Origin of the sequence: Sphaerotilus uruguayifluvii (assembly GCF_013294065.1) — a bacterium.
GTDB classification, from domain to species: Bacteria; Pseudomonadota; Gammaproteobacteria; order Burkholderiales; family Burkholderiaceae_C; genus Sphaerotilus; species Sphaerotilus uruguayifluvii.
Genome location: NZ_JABSNM010000003.1, coordinates 81,314 through 97,251 on the forward strand (window position 1 = coordinate 81,314; position 15,938 = coordinate 97,251).

12 protein-coding genes are annotated in these 15,938 nt (G+C 71.8%); 4 read left to right on the plus strand and 8 right to left on the minus strand.

Features of this window, described 5'->3' with window-relative positions:
- Positions 1–81: 81 nt before the first annotated feature.
- From HNQ01_RS04455 to HNQ01_RS04470, 4 genes are read left to right on the plus strand one after another with little or no spacing between them, the layout of a single operon-like run.
- Positions 82–1,272, plus strand: coding sequence for a vWA domain-containing protein (locus tag HNQ01_RS04455; RefSeq protein ID WP_173804168.1), 1,191 nt, complete (start codon positions 82–84; stop codon positions 1,270–1,272).
- Positions 1,269–3,185, plus strand: a complete 1,917-nt coding sequence (locus HNQ01_RS04460; protein ID WP_173804169.1) for an autotransporter assembly complex protein TamA — start codon at positions 1,269–1,271, stop codon at positions 3,183–3,185. The genes HNQ01_RS04455 and HNQ01_RS04460 overlap by 4 nt, the downstream gene beginning before the upstream one ends.
- Positions 3,186–3,244: 59 nt before the next feature.
- The gene (locus tag HNQ01_RS04465; protein WP_173804170.1) at positions 3,245–7,591 is read left to right on the plus strand and encodes a translocation/assembly module TamB domain-containing protein; all 4,347 of its coding nucleotides are present in this window, start codon (positions 3,245–3,247) and stop codon (positions 7,589–7,591) included.
- 40 nt (positions 7,592–7,631) lie between these two features.
- Entirely contained in the window at positions 7,632–8,084 is a 453-nt protein-coding gene (locus HNQ01_RS04470) for a hypothetical protein (RefSeq protein ID WP_173804171.1), read from the plus strand.
- A 1,116-nt stretch (positions 8,085–9,200) separates the two neighbouring features.
- Here the strand turns inward: HNQ01_RS04470 and HNQ01_RS04475 are convergent.
- The 8 genes from HNQ01_RS04475 to HNQ01_RS04510 form a co-directional block, all read right to left on the minus strand.
- On the minus strand, positions 9,201–9,611 hold the full coding sequence (locus tag HNQ01_RS04475; RefSeq protein ID WP_173804172.1) for a hypothetical protein: 411 nt from the start codon (positions 9,609–9,611) through the stop codon (positions 9,201–9,203).
- A gap of 201 nt (positions 9,612–9,812) precedes the next feature.
- Complete coding sequence (locus tag HNQ01_RS04480) at positions 9,813–9,992, minus strand: hypothetical protein (RefSeq protein ID WP_173804173.1); 180 nt, start codon at positions 9,990–9,992, stop codon at positions 9,813–9,815.
- Positions 9,993–10,031: 39 nt separating this feature from the next.
- On the minus strand, positions 10,032–10,574 hold the full coding sequence (locus tag HNQ01_RS04485; RefSeq protein WP_217427401.1) for a hypothetical protein: 543 nt from the start codon (positions 10,572–10,574) through the stop codon (positions 10,032–10,034).
- 343 nt (positions 10,575–10,917) lie between these two features.
- Positions 10,918–11,532, minus strand: a complete 615-nt coding sequence (locus tag HNQ01_RS04490) for a KilA-N domain-containing protein (RefSeq protein ID WP_173804175.1) — start codon at positions 11,530–11,532, stop codon at positions 10,918–10,920.
- Positions 11,533–11,542: 10 nt separating this feature from the next.
- Positions 11,543–12,073, minus strand: a complete 531-nt coding sequence (locus HNQ01_RS04495) for a hypothetical protein (RefSeq protein WP_173804176.1) — start codon at positions 12,071–12,073, stop codon at positions 11,543–11,545.
- Positions 12,070–15,228, minus strand: a complete 3,159-nt coding sequence (locus tag HNQ01_RS04500; RefSeq protein WP_173804177.1) for a DUF927 domain-containing protein — start codon at positions 15,226–15,228, stop codon at positions 12,070–12,072. The genes HNQ01_RS04495 and HNQ01_RS04500 overlap by 4 nt, the downstream gene beginning before the upstream one ends.
- The gene (locus tag HNQ01_RS04505; RefSeq protein ID WP_173804178.1) at positions 15,225–15,542 is read right to left on the minus strand and encodes a hypothetical protein; all 318 of its coding nucleotides are present in this window, start codon (positions 15,540–15,542) and stop codon (positions 15,225–15,227) included. The genes HNQ01_RS04500 and HNQ01_RS04505 overlap by 4 nt, the downstream gene beginning before the upstream one ends.
- A 12-nt stretch (positions 15,543–15,554) precedes the next feature.
- Complete coding sequence (locus HNQ01_RS04510; protein ID WP_173804179.1) at positions 15,555–15,836, minus strand: helix-turn-helix transcriptional regulator; 282 nt, start codon at positions 15,834–15,836, stop codon at positions 15,555–15,557.
- Between the last annotated feature and the right edge of the window lie 102 nt (positions 15,837–15,938).

Sequence of the window (15,938 nt, forward strand, 5' to 3'; positions counted from 1 at the left end):
CCGCCGATCATCCGGGTGCGGATCGGTCAATTCCGGCGCTCGGGCGCCGCCGCGGCGTCGACTGGCCTAGACTGTCAGGCCATGCTGATCGACTTCTTCCAGACCCTGAGGGCGGCGCGGCTGCCGGTGTCGGTGCGCGAGCTGCTGGTGCTGCTCGAGGCGCTGAAGCTCGGCGTGCTCGACGGCGACGACGGCCGGGGCATTCCCAGCCTCGACGACTTCTACTTTCTCGCCCGCACGATCATGGTGAAGGACGAGGCGCACTTCGACCGCTTCGACCGCGCCTTCTCCGCCTACTTCAAGGGCGTGGAGATGCTGACCGAGAACCTGCGCGAGCTGCCCGAGGACTGGCTGCGCCGCACGCTCGAGCGCGAGCTCTCCGCCGAGGAGCGCAGCCGGCTGCAGGCGCTGGGCTGGGACGAGCTGATGGAGACGCTCAGGAAGCGCCTGGAGGAGCAGAAGGAGCGCCACGAGGGCGGCTCGAAGTGGATCGGCACCGGCGGCACCAGCCCCTTCGGCCACGGCGGCCAGAATCCGCGCGGCATCCGCATCGGCGGCCCCGGGCGCGAGCGCAGCGCGGTCAAGGTCTGGGAGCAGCGCGCCTACCGCGACTACGACGACACCGTCGATCTGGGCACGCGCAACATCAAGGTGGCGCTGCGCCGGCTGCGCCGCTTCGCGCGCGAGGGCGCCGAGACCGAGCTCGACCTGGACGACACCATCCACTCGACCGCGGCGAACGCCGGCCTGCTCGACATCCGCCTGGTGCCCGAGCGCCACAACAAGGTCAAGGTGCTGCTGCTGATGGACGTCGGCGGCACGATGGACGACCACATCCCGAAGGTCGAGGAACTCTTCAGTGCCGCGAAAAGCGAATTCAAGCACCTCGAGTTCTACTACTTCCACAACTGCGTCTACGACCACGTGTGGAAGAACAACCGCCGCCGCCACGCCGAGAAGCTGCCCACCTGGGACCTGATCCGCAAGTACAACAAGGACTGGAAGCTGATCGTGGTCGGCGACGCCACGATGAGTCCGTACGAGATCACCCAGGTCGGCGGCAGCGTCGAGTTCCACAACCCGGAGGCCGGCGCCGACTGGCTGCAGCGCCTGACGCGCGCCTTCCCGAAGTCGGCCTGGATCAATCCGGAGCCGCAGGGCGTCTGGCCCTACCGCCAGAGCATCGCGATGATCGAGCAGCTGATGGGCCACCGGATGTTCCCGCTGACCGTGGCCGGCCTCGAGCAGGCGATGCGGCTGCTGTCGAAATGAGGCGGGCGCCGACCGACCGCCGCCCCGTCCTGTCGTCCGCGCCGGCGCATGCGCTGTGCGTGCTGCTGACGCTGCTGGCGCTGCCCGGCGCGAGCGCCTTCGCCCAGGCGCTGCCGTCCGCCGACGAGGCCGACGCCCCGGCCGCGGCCGAGGACGTGACCTGGACGCTCGACATCGAGGCGCCGGACGCGCTGCGCGTGCTGCTGCAGCGCCACCTCGACCTGTCGCGCTACCTCGCCGCGCCGGAGACGGCGCAGGTGCCGCGCGCGGAGCTGATGCGGCTGCGCCAGGCCGCGCCGGCGCAGGCGCGCGCGCTGCTCGAGACCGAGGGCCTGTTCGGCGCGAAGGTGCGCACCGAGGCGGTCGACCGCGGCGAGCGCACGCAGGTCGCGCCGGGCGAGCGGGCACTGCCGCTGGTGCGGCTGAAGCTGATCGTCGAGCCCGGCGCGCCGACGCGGGTGAGCGCGGTCCGCCTCGAGTTCGAGGGAGCGCTGTCGCTGGCGGCCGATGGCGGCGACGCCGCCGCGCAGGCGCTGCAGCAGCGCGCGCGCCAGTCCTGGTCGCTCGGGACGGGCCAGGTCTTCACGCAGGACGCCTGGAGCGGCGCCAAGGGTGCCACGCTCGGCCTGCTGCGCGCCGAGGGCTACGCGACCGCGGCCTGGAGCGGCACCGTCGCGCAGGTCGAGGCCGGGCAGGCGCAGGCGCGGCTCTTCCTGGTCGCCGACAGCGGCCCGCTGTTCCGCTTCGGCAAGGTGCGCTACGAGGGCCTGGACCATGTGGCCCCGGACGCGGTGCAGGCGCTGGAGAACTTCGCGCCGGGCGAGCCGCTGCGCGAGCAGACGCTGCAGGAATTCCAGGCGCGGCTGACGCGCTCGTCGCTGTTCGACACCGTCGCGGTGCAGATGGAACCCGATCCGGAGCAGGCCGGCGCGATGCCGGTCACGGTGCGGCTGCGCGAGCGCCCGCTGCAGCAGGCCACGCTCGGCCTGGGCGTGTCGGACTCGACCGGCCCGCGCGTCACGCTCGAGCACCTGCACCAGCGCTGGATGGGCCTGAACTGGCAGGGCAAGACCAAGCTGCAGCTCGCGCGCACCGACCGGCTGCTGTCGCTGGACCTGACCTCGCATCCGCATCCCGGCCCCTACCGCAACGTCGCCTCGGTGCTGGCGCAGCACGCCGAGGCCAGCGGCCTGGCGGTGACGACGCAGAGCGCGCGCCTGGGCCGCAGCAAGGACGACGAGCGGCTGGAGCGGCTCTACTACCTCGAGTGGCAGCGGGTGCGCACCCGCGTGATCGCCGACGGCAGCATCAGCGACGACACCCCCGCCGTCAGCGCCAACTACCAGTGGGTCTGGCGCCGGCTCGACGACGCGCTGCTGCCGACCCGCGGCACCAGCCTGTCGCTGCAGCTCGGCGTCGGCCACTCCTACCGCTCGACGCCGCGCGAGCCCGGCCCCTTCGTGCGCGCCACCGGCCGGCTGACCCGCTACGACCGCCTCGGCGACTGGTACACCACCGCGCGGGTGCAGCTCGGCCATGTGCTGGCGCGCGACGCGGTCGCGGTGCCGTACACGCTGCTGTTCCGCACCGGCGGCGACGACAGCGTGCGCGGCTATGCCAGCCAGAGCCTGGGCCCGACCGACGCCTCCGGCAACGCGGTCGGCGGCCGGGCGCTGGCGGTGGCCAGCGTCGAGGCGGCGCGGCCGCTGCGGGCGTCGAATCCGGCGCTGCAGGGCGCCGTCTTCATCGACGCCGGCCATGCCGAGGCCTCGTGGAACGGCTTCAACCCGGTGCTGGGCTACGGCGTCGGCCTGCGCTGGCGCAGCCCGGTCGGCGCGCTGCGGCTCGACCTCGCCTACGGCCAGCGCGACCGCCGGCTGCGGCTGCACTTCAGCCTCGGCATCACCTACTGACGACCCGGCCGGAACCGGACCGACCTGCCTCCACCGCCCCCTTCGCCTGACTGCGGCCCATGCCCCGCGACGACGCCTCCGCCCCCTCCCCTTCCCCCGACACCCCGCCTGCCGGCGCGCCGGCCCTCTCCGGCGGTGGCCGCGGCCGACGCGGCAGCCGCTGGGCACTCGCGCTGCTGACGCTGGTGCTGCTGCTGACGGCGGCGGCGACGCTGCTGCTGTCGGCGCTGGGCTCGCAGGACGGCAGCCGCCGGCTGCTGTCGATGGTGCCGGGCCTGACGGTCGACGGGCTGCGCGGCCGGCTGGCCGGCGATCTGGACATCGACGCGCTCGAGCTGGCGCTCGGCCCGGGCCGCACGCTGCGCCTCGAGCACCTGGCCTGGCGCGGGCTGCAGGCCGGCTGGCCGCGCGGCGAGGCGCCCTCGCTGCGGCTGGCCTCGCTGGAGATCGGAGCGATCGACCTGCGCGGGCGCTCGGCCGACGACAGCCCGGCGGTGCTGCCGACCGCGCTGGCGCTGCCGCTGGCGCTGTCCGTCGACCGGCTGCACATCGGCCGGCTCCGCGTCGACGCGATCCGCGATCGGCCGGTGCAGGACATCGTCGCGCGCATCGACCTGCCCGCGGGCAGCGGCGCGCGCCACCGCATCGACGCGCTGGCGCTGCGCTGGGACCGCATCGGCCTGCGCGGACGGCTCGCGCTCGGCGCGGCCGCGCCGCTGCCGCTGGAGGCCCAGCTCGAGATCGAGCCGGCGCATGACACGCCGGTGCCGGACTGGCGGCTCGACGTCGGCACCCGCGGCCCGCTGGCGCGGCTGGCGCTGCAGGCGCGGCTGGTCTCGCACGGCCAGGCGCTGGACGCCGAGGCCGAGATCCGCCCGGACCAGCGCCAGCCGCTGTCGCGGCTGCAGGCGCAGATGCAGGCCTTCGATCTGGCGCCCTTCGCCAGCGGCCTGCCGACGACCGCGCTGAGCGGCCGCATCGACGCGCAGCTCGACCAGCGCGCCGGCGCGGCCACCGCGCAGCAGCTGCGGGTGCAGGCCGACCTGGTCAATCACCAGCCCGGCCGGCTCGACCGCCAGCGCATCCCGGTCGAGACGCTGCGCCTGGGTGCGCTGGGCGACCTGCGCACCGCCGACACCGGCACGCTCGAGACGCTGCGCATCGGCCTGCACGACGGCCGCGATCCCGCCGGCACCGTGCTGGGCAGCGGTCGCTGGAGCATCGGCAGCGGGGCCGGCACGCCGCTCGAGCTGGCGCTGTCGGCGACGCTGCAGGACCTGCGTCCGTCGCGGCTGGATCCGCGCGCACCGGCGATGCATGTCAGCGGCCCGCTGACGCTGACCTGGAGCCAGCCGCAGGCCGCGAGTCCGCCGGCCGCAGCGGTGGCGCTGCCGCGCGCGACGCTGCTCGCCGATCTGCGCGGCCGCCTGAGCGGGCCGGCGCCGGGCGGCGCCGAGGTCGGCGAGGTGCGGCTGCTGCTGCAGGCCCAGGCCACCGCGCAGCGGCTCGAGCTCGAGCGGCTGCTGGCCAGCAGCGGCAGCGCCCGGCTCGAGGCCTCCGGCCGCGCCGAACGCAGCGGCGAGGGCCGCGACGAGCGCTGGCGGCTGCGGCTGCAGGCCGGGCTGGCGCATTTCGATCCCTCTCTGTGGTGGCCGGGCGAGGCGCAGGGCGCATGGCAGCGCGGCCCGCACCGGCTCGACGGCCACCTCGACACCGACCTGACGCTGCCCCGCCCCGCCGCCGGGGTCGATGCGGCGACGCTGGCGGCGAGCATCGACGGCCAGGCCCATGCGGAGCTGCAGCCCAGCGTGCTGGCGGGCGTGCCGCTGTCCGGGCGGCTGCAGCTGCAGCGCGGCGCGCGCAGCAGCCCGGCCGGGAGCGCCGGACCGCTGCAGGCCGATCTGGCGCTGCAGGCCGGGGCCGGCGCCGGCAGCGCCGAGGCCACCGAGCTGACGCTGCGCGGCGCGCTGGCCGAGCGCGGCGCCGACGACCGCTGGCAGGCGACGCTGCGCAGCGGCACGCTCGAGCGGCTGCAGCCCTGGCTGCGGCTGGCCGGCCTGGACGCGCGGCTGGCCGGCGACCTGCGCGGCGAGGCCGAGCTGCAGGGCCGCTGGCCGGCGCTGCGGCTGCAGTCGCGGCTCGATGCCGGCCGGCTGGAGCTGCCGCAGCGCAGCACGCTGCGCGGCCTGAAGCTGCAGGCCCGCGCCGGCCTGCAGTCGGCCGGCGACCCGCTCGAGATCGACCTCGACCTGGACCGCCTCGAGCAGCCCGGCCGCAGCCTGGAGGCGCTGACGCTGCGCGGGCGCGGCAGCCTGCAGGAGCATCAGCTGAACCTCGACGGCCGCCTGGTTAGCGCCGCCGCATCGCCCGCGGACCCTGGAGCGGACGCGGGCGACGTGGCCGCCACGCCGCGGCGCCTGCAGCTGCGCCTGGCGCTCGACGGCCGCCTTGCCGAGGCCTCGCGCTGGCTGGCGGCTCCCGACGGGCCGCTGAACTGGCAGGGCCGGCTGCGCGAGCTCGACCTGCGCGGCGCCGATCCGGCCGCGCCGGCTCCGGTCATGGCGCTGCTGCACCTGGACGACCTGCCGCTGTCGCTGCAGCGGCTGGCCGAGGGCGCGACGCAGCTGCGCGCCGGCCCGGGCCGGCTGGCGCTGCTCGACGGCCGCGTCGCGATCGACACGCTCGAGGCGCGGCTGGCGCCGCAGCAGCCGCCCCGGCTGGCGCTGCAGGCCCGGCTCGAGCCGCTGGCGCTGGCGCCGGTGCTGCAGCGGCTGCAGCCCGATCTCGGCTGGAGCGGCGACCTGGTGCTCGGCGGCCACCTGAAGCTGCAGTCGGCCGACGGCCGCACGACGCTCGACGGCGCGCTGCGGCGCGAGTCGGGCGACCTGAGCCTGGAGGACCGCGAGCTCGGGACCGGGCCGCGCCACCTCGGCCTGCGCGAGATCGCGCTGCAGCTGCAGGCCGCCGACGGCCTGTGGCAGTTCAGCCAGCGCATCGACGGCAGCCAGCTCGGGCGCATCGACGGCCGCCAGAGCCTGCGCACCCGCGCCGACCAGCCCTGGCCGGCCGCCGACTCGGCGCTCGACGGCCGCCTCGAGCTGCAGGTCGCGCAGCTCGAGCACTGGGGCGGCTGGCTGCCGGCGGGCTGGCGCCTGGGCGGAAAGCTGGCCGGGCAGGCGCAGATCGGCGGGCGCGCCGGCGCGCCGACCTACGCCGGCACGCTGCAGGGCAGCGGCCTGTCGGTGCGCAACGTGCTCGAGGGCATCGACTGGCGCGATGCGCAGCTGCGCGTGCGGCTCGACGGCGAGACCGCGCGCATCGACACCTTCACCGTGCGCGCCGGCACCGGCACGCTCGACCTGCGCGGCCAGGCCGAGCTGGCCGGATCCCCCGTGCTGACGCTGCGGCTCGAGGCCGACCGCTTCGCCGCGCTGCAGCGCATCGACCGGCGCGTCGTGCTCAGCGGTGGCGCCGACCTGCGCCTGGACGCGCAGCAGACGCGGCTGCAGGGCCGGCTGAAGATCGACGAGGGCCGCTTCGACCTCAGCCAGTCCGAGGCCCCCTCGCTGGGCGACGACGTGGACGTCGACCGCGGCAGCCCGGGCCGCGGCACGCGCGCCCGCGATCCGGCGCCGGCCAGCCGGCGCACCACCGCGCTGGACCTGCGCGTCGACCTGGGCGAGCGCTTCATGCTGCGCGGCCGCGGCCTGGGCGCGCGCCTGACCGGCGAGCTCAGGGTCGGCAGCCCGGCCGGCCGCCTGGCGGTGCAGGGCGCGATCCACGCGGTCGACGGCACCTACGCGGCCTACGGCCAGAAGCTGCGCATCGAGCGCTCGGTCATCAGCTTCACCGGCGTGCCCGAGAACCCGCGTCTGGACATCGAGGCGATCCGGCCCGACCTGGAGGACGTGCGCGTCGGCGTCAGCGTCACCGGCACCGCGCAGAACCCGCGCGTTCGCCTGATCAGCGAGCCGTCGATGAGCGACACCGACCGGCTGTCGTGGCTGATCCTGGGGCGGGCCTCCGACGGCCTGGGCCGCACCGACCTGGCGCTGCTGCAGCGCGCCGCCACCGCGCTGATCGCCGGCGAGAACGACGCGCCCTCGCTGGTCGAGCGCATCGGCCTGGACCAGCTCTCGGTGCGCCAGAGCGGCGACGGCGACAGCCGCGAGACGGTGGTCACGCTGGGCAAGCAGATCAGCCAGCGCTGGTACGTCGGCTACGAACGCAGCCTGACCGCCGCCAGCGGCACCTGGCAGCTGATCTACCGCGCGGCCAGACGCTTCACGCTGCGCGCCCAGTCCGGCGCGGACAACGCGCTCGACCTGATCTGGACCTGGCAGTGGGGATCGCCTGCGCTGCTGCCGCCGGTGCGGGCGGCGTCGGGGGCGACGGCAGGAAAGTGAGCGGGGACGGGTCTGGTCCCCGACAGGGAAGAATTTCCGAATGAGGGAACGACGAAAAACACCATGTTGCCCCCATCTTCGGAACCCTGTTGCCCCCAATCGGCACACCAGCGGAACACCCGCCACCCTCCCCGATCACGCCCCCTGCGGTCTGCTGCTGGCGCTGGGCACCGACCACCACAGCACCAGGAGGCAGGCCCTCGACCTCGACCAGCTCAGCACCGGCCAGGCCAGCAGCGCCAGCGCCTCGACGTGCTCGCGGCCGGGCCTGCCGGCCCCGTGGCACAGCCGCAGCGAGGCTGACGCCCAGCGCACCGCCCGGCCAGGTCAGCGCCCCTGCGGCCCGCTGCTGGCGCTGGGCACCGGCCACCACAGCACCAGGAGGCAGGCCCTCGACCTCGACCAGCCCGGCACCGGCCGGCAGCAGCGCCAGCGCCTCGACGTGCCCACGGCCGGGCCTGCCGGCCCCGTGGCGCGGCCGCAGCCAGGCTGACGCCCAGCGCAACGCCCGGCCAGGTCGGCACCTCCTGCGGTCTGCTGCTGGCGCTGGTGCCGACTGCGACCAGCCGCCCCCGGCCCGGCACCGGCCACCATGTAACCCGATTCCCTTTTTCTCGGTGGCACGGTTACGGTGCGCCGTACCTGCCGAGCGGTCTGATAAGTCGGATTACTAGCGATAACTCTGGATTATCGAGAGTAACGGTACGCGAAGTTTCCGGACACATCGCAGGGCAGGCGCTGTAACTTTTCGGACCCCTGCCGATGCTGGAAGCGCCGCGACCGGCCGGCCATGTAACCGGCAAGGGCTGTCCGACCACCGACCCCAGCACCAGGAGGCAGGCCCTCGACCAGCCCGGCGCCGGCCAGCAGCGCCAGCGCCTCGACGCAGAAAACGCACCTTGCGAAGCCTTCCCGGCTGCTTTGGCCTCGGGAACAGCGGGAACACGGGAACGAAAGGCCGAAAATTGTTCGCATGGGTCCGCATGCGTCCGATCCGACGAAGGGCCATCGGGAACAACGTTGGGAACAGCCGGCAGGATCGCGGGAACAACCGTCCTTCCACGGCTGGCGCAGGGTGTCGGCCACCGCCTGACGCACCAGGGGGCAGGCCCTCGACCTCGACCAGTCCGACACCGGCCGGCCAGCAGCGCCAGCGCCTCGACGCAGAAAACGCACCTCGCGAAGCCTTCCCGGCTGCTTTGGCATCGGGAACACGGGAACGAAAGGCCGAAAATTGTTCGCATTGGCCCGCATGCGTCCGATCCGACGAAGGGCCATCGGGAACAGCATTGGGAACAGTCGGCAGGATCGCGGGAACAACCGTCCTCCCGCTGCTGGCGCTGGGCGCCGGCCACAGCCTGCAGCACCAGGAGGCAGGCCCTCGACCTCGACCAGCTCGGCGCCGGCCGGCAGCAGCGCCAGCGCCTCGACGTGCCAGCGGCCGGGCCTGCCGGCCCCGTAGCGCAGCCGCAGCCAGGCTGACGCCCAGCGCACCGCCCGGCCAGGTCAGCGCCCCTGCGATCCGCTGCTGGCGCTGGGCGCCGGCCAGAAGCACGAAAGCCGGCACGGGGCCGGCTCAGGTGGAGGCAAGGGGCCGCAACCCCTCGGGTCAGGACAGCAGCGCCGCCCGGACCGTGTAGAACTTCGCCATGCCCCCGCCCGGCATGCGCCGGGTTCGCGTCATCCGGCCTGCCTCATGGATCAGGTGCCCGGCATCTCGCAGAGCCGCAGCCACGGCACCCGCATTCCAGCCCTTGCAGATGACGGAAGCGAACGTATGCGCACTTATGACGTACTCGCCCCGGGCATCGTCCATGAAGTCGGCCGCCGCCATCCGCTGCCCCGGTGTCGCTGCTGCTGCGGCCCGCAGCGCCAGCAGATCGGGCAGCGCCGGCCCGTGCTGGTGCAGCCAGTCACGCACGACGGCCACCAGGTCGGCCGGGCTCGGCTCATCGGGCTTTCCCTTCGGGGCGGGCCGATCCGGCACCAGGTGCAGCAGGTCGGGCGCGATGTCGGCCACCACCGCCCGCACGCGCCGCACATCATCGTTGATCCGTTAGGCGCCGGCCCGGCCCTACGTCATCTCATCAAAGCAGCGGTAAACCTGCACCTCGAAGGCAAGCACGATCCGTGTCCATAGTGCGGGACCACCAAGCAGAGACGCCGTAGTACAGGCAACAAAAAGCCGGCATTCCGCCGGCTTTTGAGTCCGTCTGACGACTCATGCGGCCTTGACGGCCTCCGGCGCCGTGTTCCACGCACGATAGCCTTCGACCAGAGATCTCAGTTGTGCCTCTGTCATCTGTGCAATCCGTTGATCAAAAACCTTGCAGAAGGCTTCGATGGCTACAGGCGACAGGGAGGTCTGTTGTTGCGTTGGGAACAGCGTAGTGACATTCATGGTTCTGGCTTGCTGTGGTTGATGCGATTCGTCGGATGTTTAGCAGCGAGGACCAATGACTAGCCAGCGACCCTCAATCTTCGAGGTGTGGTGCTCGCTGAAGTCCTCGTTATCGTCTAGGTCGACGGCCAACTGCTGGAGCAATCGTAACTGGTCGTGACTTCTTCCGTATATCTTCATGATGGGTGCTTTCTGTTCGCTCATCAAGCGCATGACCCCGAAGACGGCAGCTCTGTATGCATCAATCGCGACTCGGAGAGCGTGAACCTCTCCGCCATCAAGGCGGTTTTCCAGCTCAGGTCGCAACGTCATGCTGATGAACTTGACCCACTGAGTGCTCTTGGCATACCCCCGGAAGATGCACTTGCATGTTGCTACGGCGACAGCACCTCCTTCAGGAGGGAACACTCCGTAAGCTACACCCTCTCCTTCTACATGTTCAGTGTGGTTCTCAAGCCACGTCATGTGTGCTTCAACGGTGCCCGGAAAGGCGTACTCCTGTTCCGCATCATCGAGCCAAGCTGCTTCAGTTGCGCGCAGTCTTGCCTTATCGAACTGAAGAAAGTCGTAGTTCACATGCATCTTTTACCCCTGAAATTTTCAAATTTTCACTGAGAGAAGTGATCAATTTGATTGTGTCGTCAGAGTTCTGGCGTTCTTCGTGTGCTTCGTCACGGCGACTTGACGCGAACGGAGCCCGATCTGCTGATCGCTGCGGGCCGCAACAGCAACTACACCGGGGCAGCGGCTGACTTCATCGACAGCGACCGGGGCGAGTACATCATTAGCTCGCATACGTTCGGTTCCGTCATCTGACAGGGCTAGAACGCAGGTGCCTTGGCTGCGGCGCTGCGAGATGCTGGGCGCTTGGTCGATGAGGCAGGCCCGATGACGTGCACCGCAGCACGTCGCAAACATCCTCACTTCAAAAAGCGGGCAACGCCGGCCCGTACTGGCGCAGCCAGTCACGCACGACGGCCACCAGGTCGGCCGGGCTCGGTTCATCGGGCTTGCCCTTCGGGGCAGGCCGATCCGGCACCAGGTGCAGCAGGTCGGGCGCGATGTCGGCCACCACCGCCCGCACAGACTCGACCCGGGCCGCGCCCTTCAGTCCCATCGCCCGCGACGGCATCGCCGCCGCCGCGAACACCTCGCGCACGCGCCGCGCGTCATCGCTGACCCGGTAGGCGTCGGCCCGGCCCTGCGTCATCTCGTCGAAGCAGCGGTAAACCTGCACCTCGAAGGCGGGCGCGATCCATGCGGCATAGCGCAGGACCACCAGGCGGGTGCCGTAGGTGCCTTGATTCAGTCCGCCCTTGGTGCTTGATACCGATGCTCGATTTTGAGCATCGGTACGGTCAAGCTCGGCGATGAACGCCGCCACACCGTCAGCCCGAAGGAAGTTCGCGGGCTTGTCTTTTTCGGCGCCGCCCGCAGCCCGGTGCAGATCGTTCAGCGAGTAGCGCCCGCATTCGTCCTGTGCGATGTCCACGCCGACGATAGACAGCGGTTGCGGGTTCATGGTCTGGGTGTCGTTCATGTCTTTTCCCTCAGTGAATGGACGGCCGGGCGTCCATGCCCGGCCCTTCTCGCAGGCATGCGGCCCGCATCAATACGATCCCGCCCGGGTCGGTCGCCGCGATGCAGGCGAGCGAGCCGCGCAGGTCAACCCGGAACACGATTCCGGCGCTGCTGGCCTCGACCGACCGGGACAGGGCCACCAGGCGCCGGGCCGGCCGCCGGCCGCTCGTGCGGGCCACGTCCACCATGTGCAGCAGCGCCAGGAGGACGGGGGGCAGCTCGGCGGCCAGGTCATCGGGCACGGGCACCGACCTGCAGCAGTCGCCGCCGTGGCCGGCCTCGACCACCTGCAGCAGCAGCGCGCACCGCTGGACCGACCCCGACAGGGTGAGCCGCAGCACTGCGCCCCCCTGCGCCACGCGCCGCAGCAGCTCGGGCGCACTGGCCGGGCTGTCCCGCTCCAGGAGCCGGCGGGCGGCATCCTCTGCCCAGATCAGCACCGACTCAGCGGCATCCGCCGCGGGCGCCAGCTCGGCAGGTGGCGTGAATGTCTCTCTCATGCTTCCAGCCCTTCCACGTCAACAGAGAAGACCGCCGGCAGGATGTGAAACACCTTGGTGGAGCCCATGCCCGGCAACCGATGGTTCCGGGTCAACCGGCCCTTTTCATGGTTCAGACACCCCGCGTCCTTCAGCACCTGCGCCACGAAGTCGGGCCGCAGGCCCTTGCACACCTCGGAGCGGAACTGCTCAGGCAGAACCAGGTATTCCAGGGACAGAGAATCGTCATCCATGCTGCGCCCGCCATCGGGGGCGCGCGCGTCGCAGTAGTCATCCGCCGTGGTCCGCTTGACCGGCTCGCCGTTGGCGTTCACCCACCGTTTGAAGCCGACCCGTAGAGCCGTGTTCGGCCGGTGATCGTCGGTCGCCCGGTGCCACCAGGTGAACAGCGCATCCCCGTTCTTTTCCAGGAAGGCGCGGACCTGCAGCAGCGCCGCGACCTTCTCGCCGCTGCCCGTGTGCCCCCGCAAGGAAAGCCACGCCTCGAAGCAGCGCCGCGCCCCGGCCATCGCCTCGCCATCGGGCCAGCCGGTCAGGCCGGCACGGGTCGCCATCTCGCCGGCTGCAGCCGCCAGGGCGAAGCGCCGGGCCACCCGCCACACCTGCGGGTGCGCGTACTGCGGCACGGCCGCGTCCTCGAACTGGCCGACCAGCTCGCCGGCCTCGCCTTCCAGGTTGTCCATCCGGTCGGCCAGGTGCTGCAGCCAGCGCCGGCCCGCGTGCCCGTGGTGCGATGCCGTGACCCGCTGCAGGGTGTCGGAGAAGTCGCGCCCGCTCTGCTGGTCGTGCAGGGCTTCCAGCATGCCGAGCCCAGCGCCAGCATCCGCGACGATCGACGGCATGCGCACCTCTTGCCCCTCGTTGACCTTGCGCCCGGCCTCGCGCATGTAGTCGGACAGGCTCTTTTCCCCGCTGCTCAGGAACAGCAGGCGCCAGGTGCGCACACGCCGGGCCATGCCGCCCCGGGTGGCGCGGCCCTTCTCCATCTCGTTGCCGAGCATGTAGACGCACTCCCCGACGATGCGCCCGTCCGCCTGCCCGATCTCGTCAAGGATCAGCAGCAGGTCGCAGTGCTGCGCCGCGACCGACTCCAGGGCGTTGTCTGTCTGGCGCCATTGCCGCTTGAACTTGTGCGAGCCCCACACGCTCGCCGCCACAAGTAGGGCGGTCGTCTTGCCCAGGCTCGAATCACCCTGCAGGTGAAATCCGCCCGTGGGCACGCCCAGCACATGCGCGAGGGGAGCCGCGAAGGCGCAGGACAGCACGAATGACAACCGGCTGTTGCCCACGCAGCGCCGCGCCACGGCATCGCGCCAGGTGTCGAAGTCGCCCGCCGTCGATAGCGTGTCCTCCACGCTGCTTTCCGACTGGAACACGAACTGCCGGCCCGCCCCGGTCGCTGCGATGCTGGCGCTGGGCGTGACGAACACCCGCCCGTCATGCCAGCCGGTGCGGTCGGTGCTGGTGATCCGCTCCGACGGGTTGCGGGTGTCGATGTACTGCGCCAGCAGGGACCGGGCGCCACGGGTCACGCTGGTTCGCAAGCCCATGTCACGCAGCCGAGCGAACCATTCAGCGCCATCGCTCGCCAGCAGCGCCGCAGGAATCGCCCACGCCTTCGGGCGGTCGTCCCGGTCGGTGAACTCAGCCAGGAAGCCCCAGCCGTTGCCGTCCGTGGCGCGGCTGATCGCCGTCACCTGCAGAGGGGACGACAACCAGATCGGCTTCTTCGGGTTGCCCTCGGCGTCTTTCGGCAGGTACCACACGCCCCGGTCATCGAGCCGGAAACCGTCGTCCGTGGCGCTGCTGGCGCTGTCGCCGTCACCCGATCCGCTGCGGCCCTTGCCGGCCCCTTTGCCGGCCTTGCCCCGGGGCTTGGCGGGCCTGCTGGCGCTGCTGGCGGGCTCATCCTCGGGCGGGGGCTCGGGGCGCTGATCGTCGCCGCTCGGGGCCGGGTCATCGCTCCAGGGGGGCGAGGCATCGGCCGGCGCATCGTCGGGGGTGTCGGCCAGCTCGGCGGCATCGGCCTGCAGCAGCTCGGCGACCGCCGCGCCGACCTGATCGACCACCGCAGCCAGGCCGGCCGACTGGTGCAGGTCGTTGAAGTCGGACCCGCCATCCGGCAGGCCCTCGGGCAAGACAACACGGGCCAGGGCGCCGGCCGCCCGGATCTCACGGGCTGCAGCGGCTGCGGACTTGCGGCCCGGGTTGCCCTTGCCGCGGGCCTCGGTCGGCTTGTCGTCATCGCCGCAGATCAGCAGCCGCGCCGCAGGGAATCGCCCGTTCAGCGCCCCCACGACGTGCCGCAGGTTGCCACCATCGAAGGCCACGGCCACCGGGTGCCCCGTGGCTTGGTGCAGGCTCGCCCCGGTGGCGTAGCCCTCGCAGACCAGCACCAGGGACACGGCCAGGGGGTCGGCATCGGCCGGCAGGCCGACCAGGTGGAACAAGCCGGTCTTGCGGGATCGCACCTTGTCGCGCCCGCCCTTGCGCGGGGGCGGGCCGTAGAGCTTGCAGCCGATCACCTCGCCGGATTCCTTGTCCACCAGGTCGGCCGGCAGAAGGCGCTGAAGGCTCCACAGCTTGCCGGCAGCGTCCCGCATGGGCACCAGCGCCGTGCCGTCGTGCAGGTAGCGCAGGCCCAGCCCCTGCACGCCCTTGCGCTGCAGGTAGGGCACGCCCTCGGCTGCGGGTGTCTCGCTGGCCTTCTCCCACAGTTCGGCGCAGCGCCGGGCCGCTTCCTCGTGTTCGGCCAGCAGCGCCGCCGCTTCCTCGACTTCCAGGCGCTCGCGCTCGGCACGCTGCGCCGCGATCTCGTCGGCGCTCGGCGCCGGCCGGCCGGCCCGCTGCGGCTGCCCGTCACGCTCGGCACGCGGGAACCTGAAGCCGTGCTGCTTGGCGATGTGGAACAGGGTTGACACCTTGACCTTGCCGCCAGGCTTGCAGGCGCTGCGCCAGGTCGCGGCGTCTTCCGCCTCGCTCGGCTTCTGGCGCCGGCCGGCCCATGCCTTCCAGGCGTCGCCGCCACCCGTGCCCAGCCCGTCGAAGACAGCGAAAGCGACCCTGACCCGCTCGTCGTGCCCGATGTCGGGCGGGATGAAGGACAGGGCCTGTTCAACCAGGTCGGGCGTGATCTCGCGGTGATGCGCGCTCATGCGTTGCCCCCGGGGAACGGAATCACCCGGGCAGTGATGCCCAGGGCAGCAGGCGCAATGCCCATGTTCGGTTCAGTCGGCCGGCCGGGAAGGGACGTGACCACATGGCGCCCCGTGGCCCATTCCGTCACCCGGATCACGCCCCGGTGATCGAACGTCACCCGGTACAGCTCGCCCGGGTTCGCCCGGTACTTGAATTCACGCCGGTTCACGCAGTCATGCGACTGGAGGAAGTCGGCGACCCCCTCAAGGAAGGACACGCACCAGGCGCGGCAGTCCGCCAGCGTCGGGCCGGTTTCGTCGTCGTGGTCCATCGTCATGCCTTCTCAGGCTCCGCCCTTCGCCTGCTCCACCAGGTCGGCGGACTTGCCGTCTACCCGGCGGCCCATCCATGCGTTGACCTCGGACGCCGACCAGCGCACGCAGCGAGGCGAAAACCGCACCGGCGCCGGGAAGGGGTCAACCTCGTCTTTCATGCGTGCATACAGCCAGGTCCGGCCGGTGCGCGTCAGTGCCATGACATCATTCACGGACAGGAATTGCACCGGGGACGTGCCCCCGGTCGTGGTGTTGCTGTTGCTGTTGCTGTTGTTGCTGGCTTCTTTCATGGGAATTCCGATTGATTACGTTCAAGAACTGATGCGACGCTTTCAGTGTTCTTTCGGGGGGGTGCTCATGTCACGGGGCGGGATGAGCACCCCCCAGCGTCT

What these genes read in the sequence shown, in the direction of transcription:
- HNQ01_RS04505 (WP_173804178.1), bottom strand. Translation starts at nt 15,542, where the DNA reads ATGGACCACGACGACGAAACCGGCCCGACGCTGGCGGACTGCCGCGCC.
- HNQ01_RS04465 (WP_173804170.1), top strand. Translation starts at nt 3,245, where the DNA reads ATGCCCCGCGACGACGCCTCCGCCCCCTCCCCTTCCCCCGACACCCCG.
- HNQ01_RS04500 (WP_173804177.1), bottom strand. Translation starts at nt 15,228, where the DNA reads ATGAGCGCGCATCACCGCGAGATCACGCCCGACCTGGTTGAACAGGCC.
- HNQ01_RS04490 (WP_173804175.1), bottom strand. Translation starts at nt 11,532, where the DNA reads ATGAACGACACCCAGACCATGAACCCGCAACCGCTGTCTATCGTCGGC.
- HNQ01_RS04495 (WP_173804176.1), bottom strand. Translation starts at nt 12,073, where the DNA reads ATGAGAGAGACATTCACGCCACCTGCCGAGCTGGCGCCCGCGGCGGAT.
- HNQ01_RS04510 (WP_173804179.1), bottom strand. Translation starts at nt 15,836, where the DNA reads ATGAAAGAAGCCAGCAACAACAGCAACAGCAACAGCAACACCACGACC.
- HNQ01_RS04455 (WP_173804168.1), top strand. Translation starts at nt 82, where the DNA reads ATGCTGATCGACTTCTTCCAGACCCTGAGGGCGGCGCGGCTGCCGGTG.
- HNQ01_RS04485 (WP_217427401.1), bottom strand. Translation starts at nt 10,574, where the DNA reads ATGCATGTGAACTACGACTTTCTTCAGTTCGATAAGGCAAGACTGCGC.
- HNQ01_RS04460 (WP_173804169.1), top strand. Translation starts at nt 1,269, where the DNA reads ATGAGGCGGGCGCCGACCGACCGCCGCCCCGTCCTGTCGTCCGCGCCG.
- HNQ01_RS04470 (WP_173804171.1), top strand. Translation starts at nt 7,632, where the DNA reads ATGAGGGAACGACGAAAAACACCATGTTGCCCCCATCTTCGGAACCCT.
- HNQ01_RS04480 (WP_173804173.1), bottom strand. Translation starts at nt 9,992, where the DNA reads ATGAATGTCACTACGCTGTTCCCAACGCAACAACAGACCTCCCTGTCG.